At 64.6% G+C, this 24,124-nt stretch carries 19 protein-coding genes and 2 riboswitches; of the genes, 4 read left to right on the forward strand and 15 right to left on the reverse strand.

Annotated features, from left to right (window positions below; all coding sequences use genetic code 11):
- Positions 1-4: 4 nt before the first annotated feature.
- Positions 5-1,213, reverse strand: a complete 1,209-nt coding sequence (locus AB7535_RS16730) for a deoxyguanosinetriphosphate triphosphohydrolase (RefSeq protein WP_354077778.1) — start codon at positions 1,211-1,213, stop codon at positions 5-7.
- Positions 1,214-1,336: 123 nt separating this feature from the next.
- Between AB7535_RS16730 and erpA the strand changes: the two genes are divergently transcribed.
- A complete protein-coding gene (erpA, locus tag AB7535_RS16735) occupies positions 1,337-1,666 on the forward strand; it encodes an iron-sulfur cluster insertion protein ErpA (RefSeq protein WP_014495044.1) in 330 nt (109 codons plus the stop codon).
- A gap of 245 nt (positions 1,667-1,911) precedes the next feature.
- Positions 1,912-2,814, forward strand: a complete 903-nt coding sequence (locus tag AB7535_RS16740) for a hypothetical protein (protein ID WP_135213751.1) — start codon at positions 1,912-1,914, stop codon at positions 2,812-2,814.
- A gap of 68 nt (positions 2,815-2,882) precedes the next feature.
- Here AB7535_RS16740 and AB7535_RS16745 read toward each other — a convergent pair whose 3' ends face one another.
- On the reverse strand, positions 2,883-5,213 hold the full coding sequence (locus tag AB7535_RS16745) for a hybrid sensor histidine kinase/response regulator (protein WP_135213752.1): 2,331 nt from the start codon (positions 5,211-5,213) through the stop codon (positions 2,883-2,885).
- A 133-nt stretch (positions 5,214-5,346) separates the two neighbouring features.
- On the opposite strand from AB7535_RS16745, the gene xth reads away from it, so the two are divergent.
- On the forward strand, positions 5,347-6,144 hold the full coding sequence (gene xth / locus AB7535_RS16750; protein WP_135213753.1) for an exodeoxyribonuclease III: 798 nt from the start codon (positions 5,347-5,349) through the stop codon (positions 6,142-6,144).
- 105 nt (positions 6,145-6,249) lie between these two features.
- Here the strand turns inward: xth and AB7535_RS16755 are convergent, their stop codons facing one another.
- The 13 genes from AB7535_RS16755 to AB7535_RS16815 form a co-directional block, all read right to left on the reverse strand.
- A complete protein-coding gene (locus AB7535_RS16755) occupies positions 6,250-7,080 on the reverse strand; it encodes a tetratricopeptide repeat protein (protein WP_071913596.1) in 831 nt (276 codons plus the stop codon).
- Positions 7,067-8,791, reverse strand: a complete 1,725-nt coding sequence (gene ilvD, locus AB7535_RS16760; RefSeq protein WP_071913594.1) for a dihydroxy-acid dehydratase — start codon at positions 8,789-8,791, stop codon at positions 7,067-7,069. The genes AB7535_RS16755 and ilvD overlap by 14 nt, the downstream gene beginning before the upstream one ends.
- A gap of 412 nt (positions 8,792-9,203) precedes the next feature.
- Positions 9,204-9,662, reverse strand: coding sequence for a GNAT family N-acetyltransferase (locus tag AB7535_RS16765; RefSeq protein ID WP_135213754.1), 459 nt, complete (start codon positions 9,660-9,662; stop codon positions 9,204-9,206).
- Between the two features lie 75 nt (positions 9,663-9,737).
- Positions 9,738-10,892, reverse strand: coding sequence for a ribonucleotide-diphosphate reductase subunit beta (locus tag AB7535_RS16770; RefSeq protein WP_135213755.1), 1,155 nt, complete (start codon positions 10,890-10,892; stop codon positions 9,738-9,740).
- Positions 10,893-10,902: 10 nt separating this feature from the next.
- Positions 10,903-13,806: a ribonucleoside-diphosphate reductase subunit alpha gene (locus tag AB7535_RS16775; RefSeq protein WP_354077773.1), complete on the reverse strand. Its 2,904-nt coding sequence runs from the start codon at positions 13,804-13,806 to the stop codon at positions 10,903-10,905.
- 122 nt (positions 13,807-13,928) lie between these two features.
- Positions 13,929-14,146: riboswitch (cobalamin riboswitch) on the reverse strand.
- Between the two features lie 113 nt (positions 14,147-14,259).
- Positions 14,260-14,838, reverse strand: coding sequence for a hypothetical protein (locus tag AB7535_RS16780; protein ID WP_135213756.1), 579 nt, complete (start codon positions 14,836-14,838; stop codon positions 14,260-14,262).
- A gap of 61 nt (positions 14,839-14,899) precedes the next feature.
- A complete protein-coding gene (locus AB7535_RS16785; RefSeq protein WP_135213757.1) occupies positions 14,900-15,910 on the reverse strand; it encodes a DUF6925 family protein in 1,011 nt (336 codons plus the stop codon).
- A 17-nt stretch (positions 15,911-15,927) separates the two neighbouring features.
- A complete protein-coding gene (locus AB7535_RS16790; RefSeq protein WP_439036686.1) occupies positions 15,928-18,045 on the reverse strand; it encodes a TonB-dependent receptor plug domain-containing protein in 2,118 nt (705 codons plus the stop codon).
- Between the two features lie 114 nt (positions 18,046-18,159).
- Positions 18,160-18,373: riboswitch (cobalamin riboswitch) on the reverse strand.
- Positions 18,374-18,448: 75 nt separating this feature from the next.
- Positions 18,449-18,670, reverse strand: a complete 222-nt coding sequence (locus AB7535_RS16795) for a hypothetical protein (RefSeq protein WP_071913576.1) — start codon at positions 18,668-18,670, stop codon at positions 18,449-18,451.
- A gap of 128 nt (positions 18,671-18,798) precedes the next feature.
- On the reverse strand, positions 18,799-19,056 hold the full coding sequence (locus AB7535_RS16800; protein ID WP_071913574.1) for a hypothetical protein: 258 nt from the start codon (positions 19,054-19,056) through the stop codon (positions 18,799-18,801).
- Between the two features lie 104 nt (positions 19,057-19,160).
- Positions 19,161-19,373 (reverse strand): hypothetical protein, encoded by a 213-nt coding sequence (locus AB7535_RS16805; RefSeq protein WP_063983092.1) that lies wholly within the window; start codon positions 19,371-19,373, stop codon positions 19,161-19,163.
- Positions 19,374-19,525: 152 nt separating this feature from the next.
- Positions 19,526-19,702 (reverse strand): hypothetical protein, encoded by a 177-nt coding sequence (locus tag AB7535_RS16810; protein ID WP_166341944.1) that lies wholly within the window; start codon positions 19,700-19,702, stop codon positions 19,526-19,528.
- Between the two features lie 126 nt (positions 19,703-19,828).
- Positions 19,829-21,565, reverse strand: coding sequence for an adenylate/guanylate cyclase domain-containing protein (locus AB7535_RS16815; RefSeq protein ID WP_135213758.1), 1,737 nt, complete (start codon positions 21,563-21,565; stop codon positions 19,829-19,831).
- A gap of 326 nt (positions 21,566-21,891) precedes the next feature.
- Between AB7535_RS16815 and AB7535_RS16820 the strand changes: the two genes are divergently transcribed.
- The gene (locus AB7535_RS16820; protein WP_135213759.1) at positions 21,892-24,078 is read left to right on the forward strand and encodes a lytic transglycosylase domain-containing protein; all 2,187 of its coding nucleotides are present in this window, start codon (positions 21,892-21,894) and stop codon (positions 24,076-24,078) included.
- Positions 24,079-24,124: the final 46 nt, after the last annotated feature.

A 24,124-nucleotide genomic window follows, 5' to 3' on the forward strand; every position in this document is an offset into this window, starting at 1 on the left:
CCGCCTAACGCAAATCCGGGGTCGAGTCAAAGAGCCGCTGGTGCTCGGTCAGGGCGAAACGGTCGGTCATTCCGGCAATGAAATTGCCGATCCGGCGGGCCCGGTCGCCCTCATTGTCCGCCTCCGCCCCCAGCAGCCATTCCGGTGGCAGCTCACCGGGGGATGTCAGGTATTTTGCGAACAGGTCGAACAGAATCTGTTCCGCCTCCCCCATCACCCGCATCACCCGCTTGTGGCGGTACATGTGCTGATAGAGGAAGCGCTTGATGGCGGCCTCCTCCTCGGCAACCGCCGCCGGGAACGTGACCAGCGCCCGGCTCTGCCGGCGCACGTCCTGGGCTGATTGCGGTTTTACGACGGCGAGGTTCTTCTGCGCCTCCGAATACACCGCACCGATCAGGTGTGAGATCAGCTCGCGCACCAGCTCGGCGCCGCGCCGGACGTCTTCGAGATCGGGATAATGCGCTGAGGTCTCGGCGATGATCTCCGCGGTCAGCGGCATCACCTTGAGATCATCGAGATGGAACAGGCCGGCGCGCAGACCGTCATCGATGTCATGGGCGTCATAGGCGATGTCGTCGGCGATCGCGGCGACCTGCGCCTCCAGCGAGGCGAAGCTCCACAATTCGAGATCGTAGGTCTTGATGTAGTCGGCGATGCCGACCGGAATGCCATGCTCGCGATAGGGCCCGACCGGCGCGCCGCTGCGATCCGTCAGCGGGCCGTTGTGCTTGACGATGCCCTCCAGCGACTCCCAGGTCAGGTTGAGACCGTCGAACTCCGGATAGCGATGCTCGAGCGACGCGACGACCCGCAAGGTCTGGGCGTTGTGGTCGAAGCCGCCGAAATCCTTCAGGCAGGCATCCAGCGCCCGCTCGCCGGCGTGGCCGAACGGCGGATGGCCGAGATCATGAGCCAGCGCCAACGTTTCCGTGAGGTCCTCGTCCAACCCGAGCTGCCGGGCCAGGGCGCGAGCGATCTGCGCCACCTCCAGCGAATGGGTCAGCCGGGTGCGGTAGTGGTCGCCCTCGTGGAACACGAAGACCTGGGTCTTGTACTTCAGGCGGCGGAACGCGGTGGAGTGGATCACCCGGTCGCAATCCCGCCGGAACGGGCTGCGGGTCCGGCTCGGCGGCTCCACGACCAGCCGGCCGCGGCTGCGGTCGGGGTCGCAGGCATAGGGCGCACGGGGGGCTGCCATTCCGACGGACACGACGAATTTAGTCCCTATCCATTTGATTCTGCGTATGCTTGCACTTAACTATGCCGGACGCGGGATACCAAATGAATTGGGCAAGTGAAGTTGGTATGACCGCGGGACTATCGGAGACGAGCTATGACGACTGACGTGACCATCAGTGACCGCGCCGCACGCCGGATTGGGGAGATCCTCAAGGGCGAAGGTTCTGGCGCGATGCTGCGCATCTCCGTCGAGGGCGGCGGCTGCTCGGGCTTCCAGTACAAATTCGACATCGACCGCGACCGCACCGACGACGATCTTGTGATCGAGCAGGAGAATGCCGTCGTGCTGGTCGATTCCGCCTCCCAGCCGTTCCTGGCGGGCTCGCAGGTCGATTTCGTCGACGATCTGATCGGCGCCTCGTTCCGCGTCAACAATCCCAATGCGACGGCGTCCTGCGGGTGCGGGACCAGCTTCTCGATCTAGCCCGACTTAAAATCTGAAAAACAACCCCATGCAAAGTAGCCGGGAGCCGGCACGATGCATTTCGGACTTTACGAAAATCGTTTGACGCGTCGGGCAAATCAGGGGTAATTTGTGATCATCGCGAGGTCCCCAAGGGGGCTCGGCGGGTCCGTCCGATACAGTCTGACGCCGAAGCGGCCCCTGTCCAATCATTCTAGAAAGCTTAAATCTCGTCAGCGGCGCCAATAGCGGTATTAAATTATCCAATGCGCATTATTGATCGTCTGTTCTCTTGCCTCGCTCTATTCCTTGCAATCGCAGCCGTCCCGGTGCTTCCCGCGCGCGCGGCCGAAACCTGCCCGTTCATCAGCGCCCAGGAGCTCGCCCGTGCGATGCCGGCGCTCAAATGGTCACTGATTTCAAATCAGGACGGCCGCGGCTGCATCTACCAGGGCGGGCGCGGCGACACGATGATGTTGACCGTGTTCCGCAATCCCGACAAGGACCGCGCCAGGGAATTGTACGCGACCTTCGTCAAGACGCTTGGTGAGCGCATGCCGCTGAACGCAGTCGCGGGGATCGGCGACGAAGGCCAGGGCGGAACGAGCACCGCCGGCGCGGAGCGCCAGGAGGCCTCGGTCGTCGCCCTGTCCGGCGATTACATTCTGCAGATCAGCGTCTATCCGATCGGCCGGCGTGCCGACGACGCGCTGCTCGGGCCGATCACCGAAGCCGCGCGCGTTGCCATCGCCAACGTGAGCAAGAGCAGCGAGCGGTTTGGCAATTGCGAGTGGCTCACGGCCGCGGATGCCGACGGCTTTCTCGACAAGAGCACGCTGACGGTCCAGCGGACCGGCGCCGGCAGCTGCATGATGTTCGATCGCGAGGCCAACACCATGACCGTCGCGGTGATCGCGATGTCGCGCGACACCGTCATCAGCGTGATGAAGCGCGCGGGCCCGTGCAAACATTTGGCGATACCCGAGCTCGGCAGTGAAGCGTTCGGCGAGCATTCCTGCACCAAGGGCAACGGCAACGCCGTCAACATCTATGTCTGGAAGAACGGCAGGCAGGCTTCGATCCTGTTCGCGCCGGTCAAGCCGCATCCCGAGTCCGCCTCGGTCGAACGCCTGAAGGCGGTCGCCGGGCGCGTCTATGGAAAACTGTAGCGGCGCCGCGTTACATTGCCGGCGCACGCGCCAGTAGCTCAGCGGGACCAGCTTCTCGATCTGACCGGCTAGATGCCGGTCATCTGCCTTTCCTCGTCCGTCCACGCGACATCAAGCGGCGTCAGCTCCGGCTGAAGCGACGCGTCCTCCGACATCATGTGGCCGTCGAGCGCGCGCAGCAAGGCGGCGGCGAGTGCGGGCTTACGCAACGGCTTTGCCAAAAAATCCGACATGCCGGCCTCGCGGCAGATCTTGACGTCCTCGGGGAAGGCGTTGGCGGTCAGCGCGACGATCGGCAAGGCTTCGAAGCGCCCGCCTTGCGCGCGGATCGCCCGCGTCGCGGCAAGGCCGTCCATGTCCGGCATGCGCACGTCCATCAGCACGACATCGTAATCGCTCTCCGATGCAGCCTCGACCGCCTGGACGCCGTCGGTGACGACGCGCAGCTCGACCTCGAACGCCCCCAACATCTTGGTCACGACCATGCGGTTGACGGCGTCGTCCTCGGCCACCAGCACCTTCAGCGGCCGGTCGAGCCCCGCGATCCGCGCCTTGAGCTCGTCGGCTTCATCGCTGCCCGCGGCCTGGTCGGAGGCCTGAGCCTGGCTCCAGGGCAGCACCAGCGTGAAGCGGAAGGTCGAGCCCTCGCCCGGCGTCGAGGTGACGCCGATGGTGCCGCCCATCTGCTCGATGATGCGCCGGGAGATTGCAAGCCCAAGCCCGGTGCCGCCGAAGCGGCGACTGATCGAGGCGTCGGCCTGCGCGAAGTCGGAGAACAGCTCCCCGAGTTTCTCAGGCGCGATGCCGATGCCACTGTCGGTCACGGTCCATTCGACGGTCGCAAGCAGATCGCGGCGCGCCTGGCAGGTGGCCTTGATCGTCACCTCGCCTTCGTCGGTGAACTTTACCGCGTTGGAGGCGAGGTTGAGCAGCACCTGCCGGATCCGCGCGACATCACCGCGCAGCGTCGGCGGCAGGTTCGGGTCGAGCTCGACCTTGACGGCGAGCCCCTTGCTCTTGGCGCCTGCGCGCACGACGGTCGCAACCGTCTCGACCAGCGCCTGCGGCGCAAAGTCGATCGCCTCGAACGCGAAGCGTCCGGCCTCGAGCTTGGACAGATCGAGGATATCGTTGAGGATGCGCTGGAGATTGTCGCCGGACTCGCGGATCGAAGTGACGGCCTCGTGCTGCTCCGGATCGAGCCTGGTTTCCAGCAGCATGCTGGCAAGCCCGAGCACGCCGTTCATGGGCGTGCGGATCTCGTGGCTCATCACCGCGAGGAAGTCGGACTTCGCGCGGCTCTCGGCCTCCGCCTTTTCCGCACGCCAGCGCTCGGTGACGTCGCGGCCGAAGCCGCGATAGCCGAGGAACTGGCCGTCGCGGTCGTAGGCCGGCTTCGCGGTGAGCGACCACAGCCGCGCCTCGCCGCCGGCGACGACCTTGAGGTTCATCTCGTGCAGCGGCTCGCTCTGCTCCATCAGGCCGACGACGTTGTAGGCTGCGCTCTTGTCGTCGGGACAGAGCATGTCGAGCACGTCGACGAAATGCGAGCCCTTCAGCAGCGGAAGCGGAAGCTGCGCCACTTCGGCGAAGCGTTGGGGCACGTCGACGAGATGCCCTTCGGCGTCGGTCTGCCACAACCAGTCGCTGGCGTTCTCCTGAAAGTCCTTCAGCAGCAGCGAGATGATCTCGGTCTGACGTTCGAGCTCGAGCCGGGCCTTGAGATTGCCGAGGAACAGATTGCCCTGCGAGACGATGTTGCGCGCCATGAAGAACGCGAACAGCAGCAGGAACACCGCGGTCAGCAGATACGGGCCGGTGCCGCACAAGAACAGCGCGCCGGCGCAGGCCATCGTCACGGTCGCAAGATAGACGAGGCCCGCGCGCGGGAAGGTCGACAGCGTGAAGGCGCCGCCGGACATCATGCCGACCATCAGGCAGGCCAGGATGAGCTGACTGGTCGGCTCGACCCGGCTGAACAGCGCGAGCGGCAGCGTGCCCCAGATCGCCGCGAGGAAGAACGCCTGCCGCAGCATTTGCCGCGCGGCGCGCGGTGACGCTTCCTGCGGCGGGCTTTGATGCGACCGCCGCCACGCGCGCACGGCAAGTGAGGCGGTGACGGCGAGGGTCATGCCCCAGATCGCGAGGAAATCGTTCCAGCCCCTGCCCCAGAACAGGATCAGCACAATGGCGACGTTGAGCATGGTGACGGCCATGGTCACCGGGATCGCGCGCATCACCGCGTCGATCTGCTTGGCGCGGATGCGGCGCAGCTCGCGCTCGCTGAGATCGGCGGTCAGGCCGTCCTCGATCTCGAAGCCGCCGAGCCAGTACAGGAACGCGCCGATCAGGCCGTCGCGCGGCTCAGCTTGCTTCATGGATTTGTCCGGCCATCCCATTCGAAAAACCTTTTCGGTATCAATGGCCCGAGCCCGGCTTAAGCCGGGTTAATTTTGTGGGAGATTTTGCGGCGTCCTTGACGGGCGCGTTTGCAGTTTGTTCTAACCATGGCCCCTGCCCGGAGCCCCACCAATGCCCATCAGAATTGCTACCTGGAACGTGAACTCGGTCCGGCAGCGGATCGACCTGCTGCTGACCTGGCTGAAGGAATGCCAGCCGGACATCGTCTGCCTCCAGGAGATCAAATGCGTCGACGAGGCCTTCCCGCGGCTGGAGATCGAGGCGCTGGGCTACAACGTGGTCACCCACGGTCAGAAGACCTTCAACGGCGTCGCTTTGCTCTCGAAGCTCCGATTCGACGAGACCAAGTCGGGCCTCGCCGGCGACGACGAGGATGCTCATGCCCGTTTCCTCGAGGGCGTGGTCACGCTCAAGCACGGCGTGCTGCGCATCGCCTGCCTCTATCTGCCCAATGGCAATCCGGTCGGGACCGAGAAATATCCTTACAAGCTCAAATGGATGTCGCGGCTTCTTGAGTATTCGAGGGAGCGCCTCAAGGCCGAGGAGCCGCTGATCCTCGCAGGCGACTTCAACGTCATCCCGCATGCCCGCGACGTCCATAATCCCGCCGCCTGGACCGAGGACGCCCTGTTCAAGGCCGAGACGCGGGAGAGCTTTCAGTCCCTGCTGGGCCTCGGCCTCACCGACGCGCTGCGCGCGGTCACCGACGAGCCCGGGCTCTACACCTTCTGGGACTACCAGGCCGGCGCCTGGCAGAAGAACCATGGCTTGAGGATCGACCATCTGCTGCTGTCGCCGCAGGCCAGCGACCGGCTCGCCAATGTCGGCATCGACAGCTATGTGCGGGCTTGGGAGAAGCCGTCGGACCACGTGCCGGTATGGGCGGATCTGGATCTGGAGGCGGCTTGAGCAGATGCCTGGAGGTGCTGGATGGCGCCGGCGGACTGCGCTTCGCGCAGCCAGCGGACTGCGCTTTGCGCAGCCGCGGGCTAACCTACCCGGCGGGGGTACCTACTACCGGCGGCCCTGAACGCCCTGCACCCACTGTTCCAGCATTTGCAGGCACATGGCGCGGTCGTCGTCCGAGGCCTTGGCGAAAGCGCGGTTGTAGCTTTCCTTGATCCAGGTTTCCTCGATACCGGCGCTGTCACGCGCCAGCGTCAGCCACATAAGGCCACGCGCGGCCTGCCGCGGCAGGCGGTCGCCATTGAACAGCATCTGGCCGAGCAGCGCCTGCGCCTCGTGCTGGCCCTTCTGGGCGGCAAGGCCGAGCCAGCGCGCGCCATAGCGGAAATCCTCGCGCGAGGCGTCCGGGGTCTTCAGATACAGCCGGGCGAGATCGTACTGCGCATCCGCATTGCCGAAATAGGAGGCCGCATAGGAGAACATCTCCCGCGCCCGGTCCGGATCCGACTTGATCTTCGAGTTCGGGATACCGCTCAGATAGTAGCGGCCGAGCGCGACGAAGGCGTTGGCCACGACCTGCGCCTGCGGCGCCGACGGGCTGTCCTCGGCATGCGCATTGGCGATGCGGCTGAAATATTCGAAGGCGCGCACATCGTCCTGGGCGACGCCGTCGCCATCGGCATACATGCGGCCGAGCTTGAACTGAGCGCCGGGATGACCGCCTTCGGCGGCATATTGCAGGGCGCTGAGCGAGGTTTCCTGGGGCGTGGTCGCCGGTGCCGCCACCTTGCTGCGCACGGCACCCGCGGCGCCCGGCAAGGTGGTCACGACCGGGAGGGCCGCATCCTTGCTGGCCGAGCCGTCAAAGGCGAGCGCCGGCGCGGCCAGCGCACCGACCCCCAACACAAACGCAACTATGGCACGCCTAGATGTCCGCATAGCACTGTTTCTCGTGCGCGCCGCCCGGATGGGTCACTGCCCCACCGACCGCTGGTCCAACCTGCTGAGCATACTTCCAGAGCGCACCCGACGTGTGGTTAGTCGCGCGAGCGCTCCATTTGGTCTTGCGCTGGGCGAGCTCTTGGTCGCTCAATTTTACGTTAAGGGTACCTGCGACCGCGTCGATCTCGATGATGTCGCCATCCTCGAGCAGCCCGATCGGGCCGCCGATGGCGGCTTCCGGCCCAACATGGCCGATGCAGAAGCCGCGGGTGGCGCCGGAGAAGCGGCCGTCGGTGATGAGCGCGATCTTGCCGCCCATGCCTTGGCCCGTCAGCGCCGCGGTGGTCTGGAGCATTTCCCGCATGCCGGGACCGCCCTTGGGGCCCTCGTAGCGGATCACGATGACCTCGCCTTCCCTGTAGGTGCGGTTCTGGACAGCCTCAAAGGCGTCCTCCTCCCGGTCGAAGCATCGCGCCGGACCGGTGAACCTCAGGTTAGACATTCCCGCGACTTTCACGATCGCACCTTCTGGCGCCAGATTGCCCTTCAGACCAACCACACCACCGGTGACGGTGATCGGCTTGTCTGCCGGGTGCACCACATCCTGGTGCGGATTCCATTTAACGCTTTTGAGGTTTTCGGCGATCGTTCGACCGGTGACCGTAATGCAGTCGCCGTGGAGAAATCCGTTGTCGAGCAGCGTCTTCATCAGAAGCGGTATGCCACCTACTTCAAACATGTCTTTGGCGACATAACGGCCACCCGGCTTCAAATCCGCGACATATGGTGTCTTTTTGAAGATTTCGGCGACGTCGAACAGGTCGAACTTAATGCCGCACTCATGCGCGATCGCCGGCAGGTGCAGTGCAGCATTGGTCGAGCCGCCGGACGCCGCGACCACGGCGGCGGCGTTCTCCAGCGCCTTCCGCGTGACGATGTCGCGCGGCCGGAGGTTGGAGGCGATCAGGTCCATGACCTTTTCGCCCGCGGTCGTGCAGAAAGCGTCGCGGATCTCATACGGCGCCGGGGCGCCGGCCGAGTACGGCAGTGCCAGGCCGATCGCCTCGGAGACGGTCGCCATGGTGTTGGCAGTGAACTGCGCGCCGCAGGCACCCGCCGAGGGGCACGCCACGCGCTCGATCTCGTCGAGGTCCTCGTCCGACATGGCGCCGACCGAGTGCTTGCCGACGGCCTCGAACATGTCCTGGACGGTGACCTGCTGGCCGCGGAAATTGCCGGGCAGGATCGAACCGCCGTAGATGAAGATCGAGGGCACGTTGAGACGGACCATCGCCATCATCATGCCCGGCAGCGACTTGTCACAGCCGGCAAGGCCCACGAGCGCATCATAGGCGTGGCCGCGCACGGTCAGTTCGACGGAATCGGCGATGCACTCGCGCGACGGCAGCGACGAGCGCATGCCGTCATGGCCCATGGCGATGCCGTCGGTGACGGTGATGGTGCAGAATTCGCGGGGGGTGCCGCCGGCGGATGCAACGCCCTTTTTCACCGCCTGGGCCTGGCGCATCAGGGAGATGTTGCAGGGGGCGGCCTCGTTCCAGCAGGAGGCGACGCCGACGAAGGGCTGGTGGATCTGCTCGGTGGTCAGACCCATGGCGTAGAAATAGGACCGGTGCGGCGCGCGCGTCGGGCCTTCCGTCACGTGACGGCTCGGCAGCCTCTGCTTGATGTCGGTCTTTGCGTCCATCGCAAACCAGTTTCCCCGGCCAACCCTTTCAGACCCGAAAAATCAGAGCCAAGATTTGAATCGACCTTGGGATTTCCCGTCCTTCGAAGACCGCCGATGCCCTTCAAACTTTAGAGCGATTTTATTCATGTTCGGGTGTGGCTAAAAAGCGGCGCTGATGCGAACGGACGGAGATAAGGGTTTAATCCAAGATGAGTGTTGCAGGGACAGCACAATCGTTACCGGGAAGACACGGGTTGGCTTACTGCGATACCCTCGTGATTATGACAATTCACAACCTGAGATTTCAAAGCCGCTCCGGCGCTCCCCAGCGCGGGTCTCGGGAACGGAGCGTGCCTCACCTGAGTCGCGGCGGCCCGCAGTACCAACCCCGTCATCCTGAGGCGGGAGTGATGAGCGCGAAGCGCCCAGCTCAAACCGTCAGGTCGAGCCGCATGAACTGGTTGTGCGGGCTTGCCTCATAGTCGGCGAACGGCGCGCAGGAGACGAAACCGGCGCTGCGATAGAGCGAGATGGCGGGCGCGTGCAGGGCCGCCGTGCCGGTCTCCAGGCTGAGGTGCACGTAACGCCGCCTGCGGGCTTCAGCGATGATATGGCTCAGCAGTGCGCGCCCTACCCCGGTGCCCCGCGCAGCCGGCGCGGCACGCATCGACTTCACCTCGCCATGCGTATGATCCAGCTCCTTCAGCGCACCGAACCCGAGCAGGACATCGTCCTGCCAAGCCGTCCAGAAGGTCACGGTGGCAGCCGAAAGGCCGGTGGCATCGAGAGCGAAGGCGCGCTCGGCCATGACGCTGCGCAGCTCCTCGAGATGATGTGCCAACAAGTCGGCGACATAGGGCGCCGTCGGATCGTCTCGTCTGATCTCCACCTCATCCCCCTGCTGTCGCACGCGTGCCACCGTTTAAGCACAGGTGGCACGCCCGCGGCATAGTCATGATCGGTGCTATTCCCAAGTCAGCGCACCACCATTCTGGTATTCGATGACGCGGGTCTCGAAGAAGTTCTTCTCCTTCTTCAGGTCCATCGCCTCCGACATCCACGGGAACGGGTTCTCGACCTCGGCGAACACCGGAGCGAGCCCGATCTGCGCACAGCGGCGGTTGGCGATGAAGTGCATGTACTGCTCGCACAGCGCCGCATTCAGGCCGAGGAAGCCGCGCGGCATCGTGTCCCGTCCGTAAGCGGCCTCCAGCTCGGCCGCATCACGGATCATGCCGCGAACCTCGTCCTGGAATGCCGCCGTCCACAGATGCGGGTTCTCGATCTTGATCTGGTTGATCACGTCGATGCCGAAGTTGAGATGGATGCTCTCGTCGCGCAGGATGTACTGGTACTGCTCGGCGATGCCGACCATCTTGTTGCGGCGGCCAAGCGACAGGATCTGCGCGAAGCCGGTATAGAACCACATCCCCTCGAACACGACATAGAAGGCGACGAGATCGCGCAGGAAGGCGCGGTCGCTATCCGGCGTCCCCGTCTGGAACGACGGATCGTCCAGGTGCTGCGTGTGCTTGAGCGCCCAGGCCGCCTTGTCCGTGATCGACGGCACCTCGCGGTACATGTTGAACAGCTCGCCCTCGTCGAGGCCGAGGCTTTCGACGATATACTGGAAGGTGTGGGTGTGCACCGCCTCCTCGAAGGCCTGCCGAAGGAGGTACTGCCGGCACTCCGGATTGGTGAGGTGACGGTAGATCGCCAGCACGATGTTGTTGGCGACGAGCGATTCAGAGGCTGCGAAGAAGCCGAGATTGCGCTTGATCGCGCGCCGCTCGTCCTCCGTCAGCCCGTCCCGCGACTTCCATAGCGCGATGTCGGCCTGCATCGAAACTTCGGTCGGCATCCAGTGATTGTTGCAGCCTGAGAGATACTTCTCCCAGGCCCATTTGTACTTCAGCGGAAGCAGCTGGTTGACGTCGGCGCGGCAGTTGATCATCCGCTTCTCGTCGACGGAGACGCGGCCGCCGGCGCGGTCGATCGCACCTAGGCCGGTCGGGTCGGCCGGCTCGAGCTTGAGCTGGCTCTGCGGACGCAGTGCAGTGGCTAGACTTGAGGCGGCCGGAGCGGCTGCTGTGGTTTCGGTATCGGACCAGTCGAGCATCGTCATCTCCTCACTGGCACGCTTCGCATTCGGGATCGTCGATCCGGCAGGCCTTGATGCCGTCGAGGTCCGGTGCCGCTGCGGTCGGGATCACGATCGGCGCGTGCGACACCGCCACAGACGCGGACACCGCATTGAGCTTTCCGTCGGTGCCCTTCAACGTCGATTTCTCGACATGCGTGGCGCTGCGCGAGCGCAAATAGTACGTCGTCTTCAAGCCGCGCCGCCAGGCCAGCCGGTAGAGCGCGTCGAGCTTCTTGCCGGAGGGATTGGCGATGTAGAGGTTGAGCGACTGCGACTGGTCGATCCATTTCTGCCGGCGCGCGGCCGCCTCGATCAGCCAGGCGCTGTCGATCTCGAAGGCGGTGGCGTAGAGCGCCTTCAGATCGTCAGGAACGCGGTCGATCTGGCCGACGCTGCCGTCGAAATATTTGAGGTCGGAGACCATCACCTCGTCCCAAAGCCCCCTCGCCTTGAGGTCGCGCACCAGGAACTCGTTCACGACCGTGAAGTCGCCGGACATGTTCGATTTCACGAACAGGTTCTGATAGTTCGGCTCGATCGACTGCGAGACGCCGCAGATGTTGGAGATCGTCGCCGTCGGCGCGATCGCCATGACGTTCGAGTTGCGCATGCCGCTGGACGTGACCTTCTCGCGGAGGCGATCCCAGTCGAGTGTTGCGGAGCGATCGACGTCGAGACCACCGCGCGCGTCGGCGAGAAGCTGGATGGAGTCGAGCGGCAAGACGCCCTTCGACCACAGCGAGCCCTCGAAGCTCGGATAGCGTCCGCGCTCCGCGGCGAGATCGGACGACGCTTCGATCGCGTGGAACGAGATTGCCTCCATGCTGGTGTCGGCAAACGCCACTGCCGCGTCGGACGCGGTCGGAATGCGCTGGACCTGAAGCGCTTCCTGAAAGCCCATGAGGCCGAGCCCGACGGGACGATGACGCATGTTGGAGCGACGCGCCTCCGGGATGGTGTAGAAATTGATGTCGATGACGTTGTCGAGCATCCGGACGGCGGTGGTCACCGTCCGCTTCAGCTTGGCCTGGTCGACACCATCAGGCCCGACATGGTTGAGCATGTTGATGGAGCCGAGATTGCAGACCGCGACCTCGTCGGCGGAGGTGTTCAGCGTGATCTCGGTGCAGAGGTTCGACGAGTGGATCACGCCAACGTGCCGCTGCGGCGAACGCAGGTTGCAGGGGTCCTTGAAGGTGATCCAGGGATGACCGGTCTCGAACAGCATGGTCAGCATGCGACGCCAGAGGTCGCTCGCGCGCACGGTCTTGAAGACGCGCATGCCGCCGGCTTTCGCCTTGGCCTCATAGGCCTCGTAAGCCGTCTTGAACGCCCCGCCGTATAGATCGTGCAAATCGGGCGTCTCGTCGGGCGAAAACAGCGTCCATTCGCCATCGGCATCGACGCGCTGCATGAACAGGTCCGGCACCCAATTGGCGGTGTTCATGTCGTGGGTACGACGGCGGTCGTCGCCGGTGTTCTTGCGCAGGTCGAGGAATTCCTCGATGTCGACGTGCCAGGTCTCCAGATAGGCGCAGACCGCGCCCTTGCGCTTGCCGCCCTGGTTGACGGCAATCGCGGTGTCGTTGGCAACCTTCAGGAACGGGATGATGCCCTGGCTCTCGCCGTTGGTGCCCTTGATGTGGGCGCCGAGCCCACGGACCGGCGTCCAGTCGTTGCCGAGGCCGCCGGAATATTTTGCCAGCAGTGCGTTGTCCTTGATCGACTTGAAGATGCCGTCGAGGTCGTCCGAGACTGTCGTGAGAAAACAGGACGACAATTGCGGACGCAGCGTACCCGAATTGAACAGCGTCGGCGTCGAGGCCATGAAGTCGAACGATGACAGCAGATCGTAGAACTCGATCGCCCTGGCCTCTCGGTCGATCTCGCGCACCGCAAGACCCATCGCGACGCGCATGAAGAAAGCTTGCGGCAGTTCGATCCGCTTGCCGCGGACGTGCAGGAAGTAGCGGTCGTACAGCGTCTGGAGGCCGAGGAACTGGAAGTTCAGGTCGCGCTCGGGCTTGAGTGCAGCCGCGATCCGGCCGAGGTCGAAGCGGGCCAGTTCAGGATCGAGCAGTTCGGCAGCGATGCCGGTCTTCACGTAGGCCGGGTAATATTCGGCATAGCGCACAGCCATATCGGCCTGCGAGGCGAAGGTCGGCCCGGCATGGACATAGGACAGCACCTCGCCGCGGAGCTTGTCCAGCAGCAGGCGCGCACTGACATAAGCATAATTCGGCTCCTGCTCGACCAGCGTGCGTGCGGCCATGATCGAGGCCAGCGTCAGTTCGTCCTGGCTGATGCCGTCGTAGAGATTGCGGGTGGTCTCGGTGAGCACGGGTGCCGCGGAGACGCCGTCGAGACCGGCGCAGGCTTCGCCGATAATCAGCGCAAGCCGCTTGGTGTCGAGACCAACGCGCGAACCGTCGGCGAGCGTGACATGAAGTGCCGGCGCGACAGCGGGCGTCGCTTCCGCGGCCGCCTCCTCGGCGCGCTGGCGCGACCGCTCCTCGCGGTACAGCACATAGGCGCGTGCGACCTTGTGGTGCTCGCTCCGCATCAAGGCGAGCTCGACCTGGTCCTGCACATCCTCGATATGGAAGGTGCGTCCCTCGCCTGCCCGCCGCATCAACGCAGCGACGACTTCGGCCGTCAGCTGCTCCACGCTCTCATGGACGCGGCGCGAGGCGACCGCACTGGTGCCTTCGACCGCAAGAAACGCCTTGGTCATGGCGACCGCGATCTTCGCGGAATCGAACGGCGAGACCTTGCCGTTGCGACGGATGATCTGCATGGCCGGCTCGCTCGAAGCAGGCGCAAGCGATTGTGGACGCAAATGAACGATGGGTGCGGAAGCGGTGTCCGCGTCGTGCAGGTTGAGTGACATCAAAGGGCCCCGTGATGCGCGCGTTGTGTTTGAACGGGGCTGTAAGGAAGGACGCTGCAGAAACGCCGGCGGCAGAGTTGCCGGGCGGTGCGTGCAAGCGACCGCCGGACACCCCGCCCGTGGACGTTCAGATCGTCGCGGCAGGTCTCCTGGCTCGCAGGTCGTCGCCCACTTCCCGTCTTCCCGGCGCGAAAGGCACCAGTGACGATTGTTCGGAAGCAGCTCGCTGCTGACAGTTGCGGGGGCAGCGCCGGAATTCCGCGCTCTCGCGCGGTTCACCGGCTTCCCTCTTAGCCACTAAATCTTGCGATCCAGCGGAACCGTGACGCCCACATGTGGTGACATATGCAGCCGGGTGTCAACGATTCGTTGCGGGCCGGAAGCGGTGTTCCCTGTGGAATGCGGGAGTTCCCGCCTGGCTCGCGCAACCCTTGGGATGACGCACATCCAGCATTACGCGTTCCGCATCGCGCGCCCGAACGGATCGACCAGGCGGACGATCTCGCAGGCGGCGACGAGGCCGGCGAGCCAGACGGCGCTGGTCAGCCCGATGCGCGTCACGATGGCCGCAGTGAACGCGCCCTCTCCGCCAAGGAACGGCGTCGCGGCAAGCAGCGCGAGCTCATAGGCGGCGTAGGCGGCGACGAGCGCGATGGCCAGCATCAGCGGCGTGCGGCCCTGCGGCAGCAGGCGGAGAACGGTCGATGCCGCTGCCGTCGACAGCAACGCGGCAGCACCGATGACAAAGCCCCAGGCGATGGTGCTGCCATCGATGGGATAGTGCAGCACGCCAAAGCCGATGGTCTGGTTCACGAGCCAGGCGCCGGTGACGACGAGCAGCGCCGGACGCATCGGCAGCATCGCGGCGGCGACGACGGCGAACGCCGCAAACGGCGTCGCGCAGGCAAGCGCGAAGCTCGCGAGCGCGCATGACACCGTCAGCAGTGCAAAGCAGAACATCGGCGCGATGCGCGACGCGACCGGATGAAGGCGGAAACGGTCGGCGTGGGGCGGCAGGATGGTGACAGTCATGGAACGATCTCCTTGTGGGATTTGTAGCACAATTTTGCTGGAACGCGGCATCACGTCTGACTCAGTGAAGAGCCTCCATGGGATCTTCAGTCTCGGCTGGATCGCGCCGGTCGTAGGCGGCAAGCCAGGCGGCGAGTGTCACGGTGTGCGGCTCCTTGGCCGCCAATTGGCGCAAGGCCACGCGAACGGTGGCGCGCGCCGTGCGATCGGGCGGAAGCGTCGCCGTCTCAGATCCCCGCCCCTTCGCGACCGCCTCGACCACGGCCCTCTTGCACGCCGTCAGCTCCGGCAGCCCATAGAGTTCGAGCAGCGCCTGGAAGGCTGCGTGATGATCCGGCCGAAAAGCGCGCTTGCGGCCGAGCTGATCGCGGAGCGGATGGGCCGGATAGAGATGCGCGCAGGGGATCCACCCCTCAGGCAGCGGCTCGGTGGCGGCATGGGTGCGGCGATGCGCAAGCAGCTTTGGCGAGACGTGGGTGTGCGGGCCGTCAGGGCTTTGCCCGCCCGGCGGCGGGATCGGCTGGAATACCTCGGCGCGCCCGATGCGGCTGATGAAGACGCGGTGCGGATTGGCGGCCAGAATGATCCGCATGGCGTCGCTTTCGGGCGCGAACACGGATTGGCCCGTGCGGCTCCTGAGCGCGGCGACGGCATCGGCATCGCTGACACGGATGCAGGCGTCGACCTGCAACGTTCCGAGGCCAAGGTCGAACAGGATGCCGCTGCGATCCCTCGTCAGGAGCGCCTCGATATCCGGACCGAGCTCGGTCAGCACGGTACGACCACTCATGGCGCTGGCTTCATGCGGAAGACACAGCGCGATGCGGTGGCTCCAGCTCTCCGTGGTCGGCGATTCCGATGCGATCAGGCGCAGATCCGGGTGGGAGACAACGCGTATCCCACCCTTCTGCGTCACGGCGCTGATCCCGTTGCGAGACTGCTCCATATCGAAGGCCTCACCGGGCTCGCGTGTGAACTCGGCAATGGCACCGAACGTGCCGACGCTCCAGCCGGCCTCAGCGTCGGCAAGCTGGCTTGCGATCAGGTCCATGAGCGGATCGGCCGTCGTCATGAGGCTTCTCTCTCTCGCTATCTGACGTCGTAATTCGCCAGGCGAATGCCGCCATAGACGCCCAGTCCCGGCTGCAGAAAGCCGGTCGGATTTTGATAGTGCACATTGGCGAGATTATCGACCCGGCCGAACACCTTCACCTGGTCGGTGACCAGATATTCGGCTGCGACGTTGACGACAGTGTAGGCTGGAGCCAGCAGACGCAGAATGCTGAAGTCGCGGTTACCATCGACGAAACTCCCGACGTGCAACACGGTTGCGGAAAGTGTCAGCGGATCGATCGGATTCCAGATGACATTTGCGCTCCACTTCTCCTTCGGACGCCTCAGCAGCTCCAGTCCCGCCGTCGCATCCACCGCGCGGGTAAAAGTGTAGTCGGCACGAACGCGAAGCCGGTCCGTGATCGCAGCCGCGACGAAGCTCTCCGTGCCCTCCGTGATCGCCTTGCCGATATTGGTGTTGGTGCTCGCGAACGTCACGGGATCGAACGTGCTCTGGATCAGGTCCGTGATGTTGTTGCGGAAGTAGGTCGAGCCGAAGCGAACGCGATCGCCAAACAAGGGTTGCTCGAAGCCGGCGTCATATCCGACGCTTTCCTCGGGCCTGAGGTTGGGATTTGCAAAGAAGAAGAACGCGGGAAAGCTCACGTAAAGCTGGTCGAGCGTGGGCGCCTTGAACCCCGTGCCGTAGCTTCCCTTGAACTTCGTATCCGTGACCGGCACGATCACGGCAGACGCCAGACGAAAGGTCGGATGCTCTCCAAACCGCTCGTTGTCGTCCTGCCGGACGTTGGCCGTGAAGAAGACTCGATCCCGGAACTGGGACTGCAGCTCCATATACCCGGCCTTGTTGACGTTTTGCGCCGAGACCGTCGCCGTTTGCAGTGTTTCGGTCTCATGCTCCGCACCAATGATGACATTGTTGTTGGGCGCGAGCTGGGTCGTGGTGTGCCAATCATACTTGACGCGGTCGCCGGTCGTAATCGTGGCCATCACGTCGCCGGGCGAGATGTTGTAGTTCCAGTGATTGGTGTAGTTGACGCCGAAATAGCTTTTCATCCGGTCGTCGAGAGCGGACCAGACCGCCTCCCCGCGCGTGAAGAGCTGGTGCACCGTCTGCGTGCTTTGCGCGGCCGCGGGAAAGCTCGCGGATGTGACGGGATCGAAGGTGTCTCCGGTAAAGCGCAGGGTAGCGTCGGTGTACCGCGCCACGCCATTGAGCGTCAGGTTTTCGCTCAGTTCGGCGCCAAGCTTCGTCGAATAAGTCATGTTGTCGTAGTTGTTGCCGATCGCCTTCTGCCCCGGCGGCAGCAATTCGACCGGCGTCACCGGCACGTCGTTCGCGTGGAAATGCGCGACGTTGAAGGCATAGTTGAAGTGGTCCTGTGAACCGCTCAGACCTGCAGTTTGATTGAACGTTCCGAACGAGCCTCCCTCGACCGAGCCGGTGGCGCGGGCGGGACCGTCGCCCTTCTTCGTCACGATGGAGATCACGCCACCCAGCGCGTCTGCGCCGTAGAGACCGCCCTGCGGACCGCGCAGGACTTCGATCTGCTGAATGTCGGAGGTGAGCAACTGGCCGAAATCAAACGAACGGTTCGGGTTGCCGGGATCGCTGACATCGATGCCGTCGATCAGGACCTTGGTGTGGTTGGAATTCGTTCCGCGCATGAAGATCGACGTCTGTCCCCCCGGACCGCCGGTCTGCACGAGGTTCAGGCCAGGAACCGCGCTCAGCGCATCGGATGCGGTCCGGCGCTGATCGCGCTCCATGTCTCTGGCGGTCAGAACCGTCACCGAGCTCGCAACCAGATTGGTCGGAGTGACAACGCCCGTCGGACTGACGACGACCGTCGGAAACAGGTTGGCCGCGGATACCCCGGCAACCGGGGGCGACGCCGGCACCAGCTCGGGCTTCGGCAGCCGAGCGACGCGCCGCTGCTCGGGCTGGTCGGGCGCAGGCCGCGCGGCTCGCGGCTTGGCCGCACGCTCGGTCGGCGCGACCTCGACCGGCGGCAGCAGATCGGGCGATGCCGACTGCTGGGCCTGGGCAATGGACAGATCGAGCGAATACAGGGAAACGAACGCGACAACGCCGGCGCGGAAGCGCCTGGCGGCAAAGACAATACGGGACACTCTTGTAACCTCGGTATGACGTCAGTGGCACGTCACAGCGAACGAGGTTTCACGGCGGAGCGTTCGATTGCTCCCGTGAAGCTAATGTCTGTACTCCCCGACCGACATCTTCGCGTGTGACCACGGCTGACGGCAGGTCTCCTGGCTCGCGGGTCGTTACCTTACGTCGCCTTCCCAGGACCGAGATTCCCAGTGGCATATGACGAAAGATTCACCGCTTACAGTTGCGGGGGCAGCCGTGGCGTTGAGAATATCCCGGTATCGGGAAAACCTCGCACCACGTTCCCTTTTGATCTCCGTGAGGAGAACCGTCACCGGCCAATCTACGGGGCGGGCAAGCGGAGAGTCAATCGGCCGGTTGCATGACGGGCAAAGCACCGCACCGGAGATTGAGCCGGCGCAATCAGGCCGGCTCCCGCTCCGAACGCGTCCTGATCACCGCCCGCTCGCCGGCATCGACGAGCTGGCCGATGCCGGTGCGGCCCGTGAGCGCGCAGCGGATGATGTTCTCGGCAACGGACCTGCGAAAGCAATGGTCCTCGCCGACCGGGCGATTGCGGCAGACCCGATCCAGCGCCAGCTTCATGTTGATCCGGGTGCGGGTGTCGAAATGCTCGCTGATCATTCGCAGGGCCTCGGTGCGTTGATGTCGGAGCGGAAACGCGTCGGCGTAGGCTGGGTTCCAAAAACGGACCGCGCAAGGCGTTGCGCAGAGCCGACTACGCCCGATCTCTTGGTCCTGTGACGGGCGGGCTACGCCCGACCTCTTGGCCGCTGGGCCTGAGCCCAGGCCGCGGTGACATCGCGCAGCGGAGCGTCGATGCGCCGGATCGGGGTCAGCTCACCGGAGGCCGAGATGATGGCGGTCTCCTCGCGGCGACAGCGCGGGCATACGAAGCGGACCTCGTGCGGCGACGCCGACCAGCTCGAACGTTTGACGTTGGCCGCCATCGGCCATGCATCGCAATGCGAGCACGACACCAGGAACCGACCGGGATCGAGCATACCCATTCCATAGGACTCCGCGTCCTGCCTGCCCCTTCAATGACTAACCCATGTGAATCGTTCCGGTGCCCGAGCACCGTCTGCTCCTCAGCTTCACGCAGCGCCGCCGCTCAGTGGGCACCCTTGAGGGTGCATGACGTGGTGCAGGTGACGGTGTTGCCGTGGTCGCACGCCTTGCAGGCGGCAACGCACTGGTTCATGTCGCGGGGATTGTAGGAGCTGTAGTTCCGCATCGCACAGACCGGGGTCGAGCCGGTGATGTCCTGCTCCTGGTTGCAGGCGGCCGTCATGAGCGCGAAGATGAGGACTGCGAGAAGGCGCATGGGATTGCCCTGGTGAGGAGCGGCAAAGCGACGTCAGCGAGATGCGCTGCACCGCAACGGACCTCGGCATTCCCAATGCGAGCAATCATGATCGCGACGCTCGCATCCTCAAAGGATGCGCGCCAAACATTAAGAACGGATTGCAGGCGGCGTCAGGCCGCGGCCTTGGTCGCGATCGCCTTCCGCATATCCACCGCCAGCTGACGATACTGCTCCGAGAGTCTCAGATAGAACTCGCGCTTGGTGCTGTCGGTGGCGAGCTTGGCAATCAGCTCGCATTCGGCGGTGAGCGTCTCGAACCGTTCCAGCCTGTCATGAAGTTCTGTCATCGGCGTGTCCCCATCAAACGCCACAAGGGACGTCAAACCTAAGCCTGAGAAATAGGTCACGGCGAACATCGTTATCGAGTAGAAACGTTTTTTCCAGCAAGGGCGGTGCAAGCCCAGCAAGAACAGCTATTTCTGCTCCAGCCGCCAGGCGCCGTCCCAATTGGCGTCCGGCGGATTGGCCTCGAACTGCGCGATGCGGCCGAGCAGCGTGCGCGAGGGACCGTCGCCGGGCACGGCTTCGAGCGCTGCATTGAACGCGGCGCGAGCCTCGTCGAAGCGCTGCGCGCGGTAGGCGGCGAGGCCTTCGGCGTAGCGCGCGCGCAGGCTCTCCTGCGGGACGCTGAGCCCGTGCGCCTTGCTCATCACCTCGAAAATGGCCTGCGATGCGCTTTGGCCGGCCACCGCCAGACGATCGATCTCGCGCAGCTCGAGGTTCGAGCCGATCGCGTCCGCCGTGGCCTGCGCGATCAGGATCCGCGTGCCGTAGATCTTGTTGACCAGTTCGAGCCGCGAAGCGAGGTTCACGGCATCGCCCATCACGGTGAAGCTCATCATCAGCTCGGAGCCGATGCTGCCGGTCAGGACCTCGCCGGTGGCAATCCCGATGCGCAGATCGCAAGGGCCTGGCATGGCGCGGATACCGAGCAGGTCAGGCAATTGCTTCTGCAACGCCGGCACCTCATCGGCCATGTCGATGGCGGCGTAGCAGGCGAACAGCGCCGGCTCGTCCTCCTCAATGAAGGGAGGGCCCCAATAGGCCATGATGGCATCGCCGATATATTTATCGATAACGCCGCGATGGCTCCGGATCGGCGCGGACATCACCGTGAAATAGTGGTTCATGACCTTGACGAGGCCACGCGGGGTCATGCCCTCGCTCATCGAGGTGAAGCCGCTCATGTCGGAGAACATGATGGTCATCACCCGGCGCTGGCCGTCGATGGCAACTTCGGGTCGGTCGATCAGCCCCTGCGCCACCTTGGGATCGATATAGCGGCCAAAGGTCTCACGGATCCGCTCGTTGTGCCGCAGCTGCTCGATCATGCGATTGAAGGCGGCGGCGAGTTCGCCGATCTCGTCCTGGGTCGAGACCGTGATGGTCTTGTCGAAGCGGCCCGCCTCGACCTCGCGGGTGCCGGCGAGCAACAGCCGCACCGGTCGCGTGATGCCACTGGAGACGAGGAGCGCGAAAGCAAATCCGACCACCGCCGCGAGGATGGTGACGATGCCCGAAATGATCATCGCCTGGCGCTGGCGACCGATCACTGTCGCCGTACTGGCGAAGACCTGCTTCAGCATGTCGGCGCGGATCGCGTCGATCTTCTGGTTGAACTGGTCGCGTATGGTGTCGAGATGCTCCAGGGTCCCGCGCGCCTCCGTCATCTGCTTGCCTTCGACCTGCTTGAGGAGTTTTGCGTGGTCCTCATTCATGTCGTGACGCAGCTCGGTGAGAGTGGTTTCGATGCGGGTCTCGATCCGCGCCAGCCCGGCATTGTCGGAAGGCGTCCTTTTGTCGTCGATGATCGCGTTGATGTGCGTGCGCGCGGCCTCGGCTTCCTCGTCGATCTTCCGATCGGCCTCCTCGAATTCGCGCAGGCGCGCCGCATAGGCCTCCTCCTCCGAGGGGGCCTGCATCTTCATCATGACCATCCGCCGCAGCGCCACCGAGCGCTCCAGCGAGCGGATGTTGGCGCGCGCCAGATGGCCGTAGGCCGGAATGTAGCGATCGGTCAGCTCGTCGAGCAGGACGCCGACCTGGCTCGACATCACCATCGAAAGAATCGCGGTGACCAGCATCAGGACGATCAATCCGAGGGCGATCCCGACGATCTTGCGCCTGATCGACTGGTTGAAAAGTGGCATGAGCGGTGGGGGTAAGAGCTGAAAGGATCGGTTGGGAACTCAATACACCGGATTTGGACGCGGGAACACGCGCAATCTGGCCTTCGCGGCGCCCTGAACCGCGCGCAACCGTCGCGCGAGCCCTATTCGTTAACAAAGGTTGAAGGCATTGCCCTTTCCGCCATTTCGGAAGTTCCCGAGTTCCCATCGGTATTTTGCCGCATTGTTGAAGGAGCGTGAGGACTGCGAAACGATGTCGTGGCATCGTTTTGGGTGTCGTCTTTGATTCTCAAGCCGCATGTCGTCGCGGACCTTGGTTTGTAGTGGTTTCGCAGGGGGACCATCGAATGAACCAGTGCCTACGCTCGCTCGCGTGTGTCGTTGCCGTGGCCGCATTGGCCCTTCTTCCTGCCGAGTTGGCAGCGAAGAGCAGTCACAAATCGTCGGCGTCGAAGAAAACGCATGAGACGAAAGCCGGCGGCAAGCAGCGTCACGCTGCCGCGAAGTCGCGCCACGGCAAGCATGCCGACGCCAAGCGCAAGTCCAAGAAGGACGACGAGCCCTCGGACAAGCCGGCGCCGCCGCCGCTCACCGGCGACCTCGCCGCGCTGAAGGACGCCATCGATCTCGCGCGCAAGGGCAAGACCGACGATGCGAGCGCGGCGCGCGACCGCATTGCCGACCTGGCCGGACAGAAGCTCGCCGACTGGTTCATGCTGCGCCATTCCGAGAGCACGGCACCTTTCAAGCGCTACGCCGGCTTCCTGGCCGCCAATCCGGACTGGCCGAGCAGCGCCCTGCTCCGCCGCCGCGCCGAAGCGCGGCTGTGGCAGGAGAAGAGCGACGCGGCGACCGTGCACAAGTTCACCATGGACCGGCCGACCAGCGCCAAGGGCAAGTTCGCGCTCGCCCGCGTGCTCCTGGGTGAAGGCGACAATGACAGGGCTACGCGCCTGGTGCGCGAGGCCTGGCGCACGGACGAACTATCCGAGCGCAGCGAGGAGGATTCCTACGAGGCGTTCCGCGATCTCCTGACCGCTGACGATCATCGCGCCCGCATGGACAAGCGCCTCGGCGCCAAGGACTACGCCGGTGCAAGGCGCGCCGCAAAACGGCTTGGCGAAGATGCGCTCGCGATCGTCAAGGCCTGCTCGGCCGTCACCGGCAAGGCCAACAAGGCCAAGGATTATCTCGAGGACGTCTCGACCGAAGCACGCCGCGATCTCGGCTACGTCCTCTGCCGCGCGCAGTGGCATCTCCAGAACGACCGCATCGACGACGCCGCCGAGGTGATCCTCGCCGCCGCGCCCGACACGATGGCGGCCCAGGACACCGATGCCTGGTGGCGCGAGCGGCGCCTGCTCGCGCGAAAGCTGCTCGACCAGGGCAAGTTCAAGACCGCCTACGACGTGGTGCGCGCGGCGGCGGTGCCCGCGATGGAAGTCTATCGCGTCGACTACCACTTCATGTGCGGCTGGATCGCGCTGCGCTATCTCGACGATCCCAAGGCGGCGATGGTGCATTTCGCCGCGATCGACGAAGGCTCGGCCAATCCGATCGCGCTGTCGCGGGCGCATTACTGGCGCGGCCGCGCGGCCGAGGCGATGGGGGCGACGGCGGATGCGCGCATGAGCTATCAGGCGGCGGCGCGCTATCCGACCGCCTATTACGGCCAGCTCGCACGCGCCAGGCTCGGCCTCGACGGGATCGAGCTGCGCCCGCCCTCGCCCGTGCTGGCCGCGGCCGAGACACAGCCCGCGGACGAGCGCGTCCGCGCTGCCGAGATGCTCTACGGCATCGGCGAGCGCGACATGGTGTTCTATTACGCCGAGGATTTTGCCAAGGAGAGCACCGACGTCGCAGCCCTGGAAGCGCTCGGCGAGCTCGCCGGCCGGCGCAACGATGCGCGCGTGATGCTGGAGGTCGGCAAGTCGGCGCTGGCGCACGGGCTTGCGCTCGACCATTACGCCTTCCCGACCATCGGCATTCCCGAGCACAAGCAGGTCGCGCCCGCAATCGAGACCAGCGTGATCTATTCGGTGGCGCGCACCGAAAGCTCGTTCGACCAGCGCGACAAGTCACCCGCCAACGCGGTCGGCCTCATGCAGGTGACGCCGGAGGCGGGCCGCGATACCGCAAAGCGCTTTGGCCTGACCTATGACTGGGACAGGATGGTGTCCGATCCCGTCTACAACACGCAGATGGGCGCGGCCGAGCTCAGCGCGCTGCTGTCGGAATATCGCGGCGACCAGATCATGACCTTCGCGGGCTACAATGCCGGCCGCGGCCGGGTGCGCGAATGGGTGCAGGCGCGCGGCGACCCGCGCGATCCCAAGGTCGATCCGGTCGACTGGGTCGAGCGCATCCCGCTGTCGGAGACGCGCAACTACGTCCAGCGCGTGATGGAGAATGTGCTGGTCTACCGCGCCCGGTTCGAGGGCAGTGGCACGGCCACGGCGAAGTCCGAGCAACGCGTCACGACGCACGAAGTCAGCGCGGCACCCACGGCAGCGGCCGCAGCCGCCGCGCCCTAGCTTCGCAACGCCGGGGCTGGACGCGGCGCGAAGCTGGATGCAGTGA

The organism is Bradyrhizobium sp. 956_D2_N1_4 (assembly GCF_052076025.1).
In the GTDB taxonomy this organism is placed as follows: domain Bacteria; phylum Pseudomonadota; class Alphaproteobacteria; order Rhizobiales; family Xanthobacteraceae; genus Bradyrhizobium; species Bradyrhizobium barranii.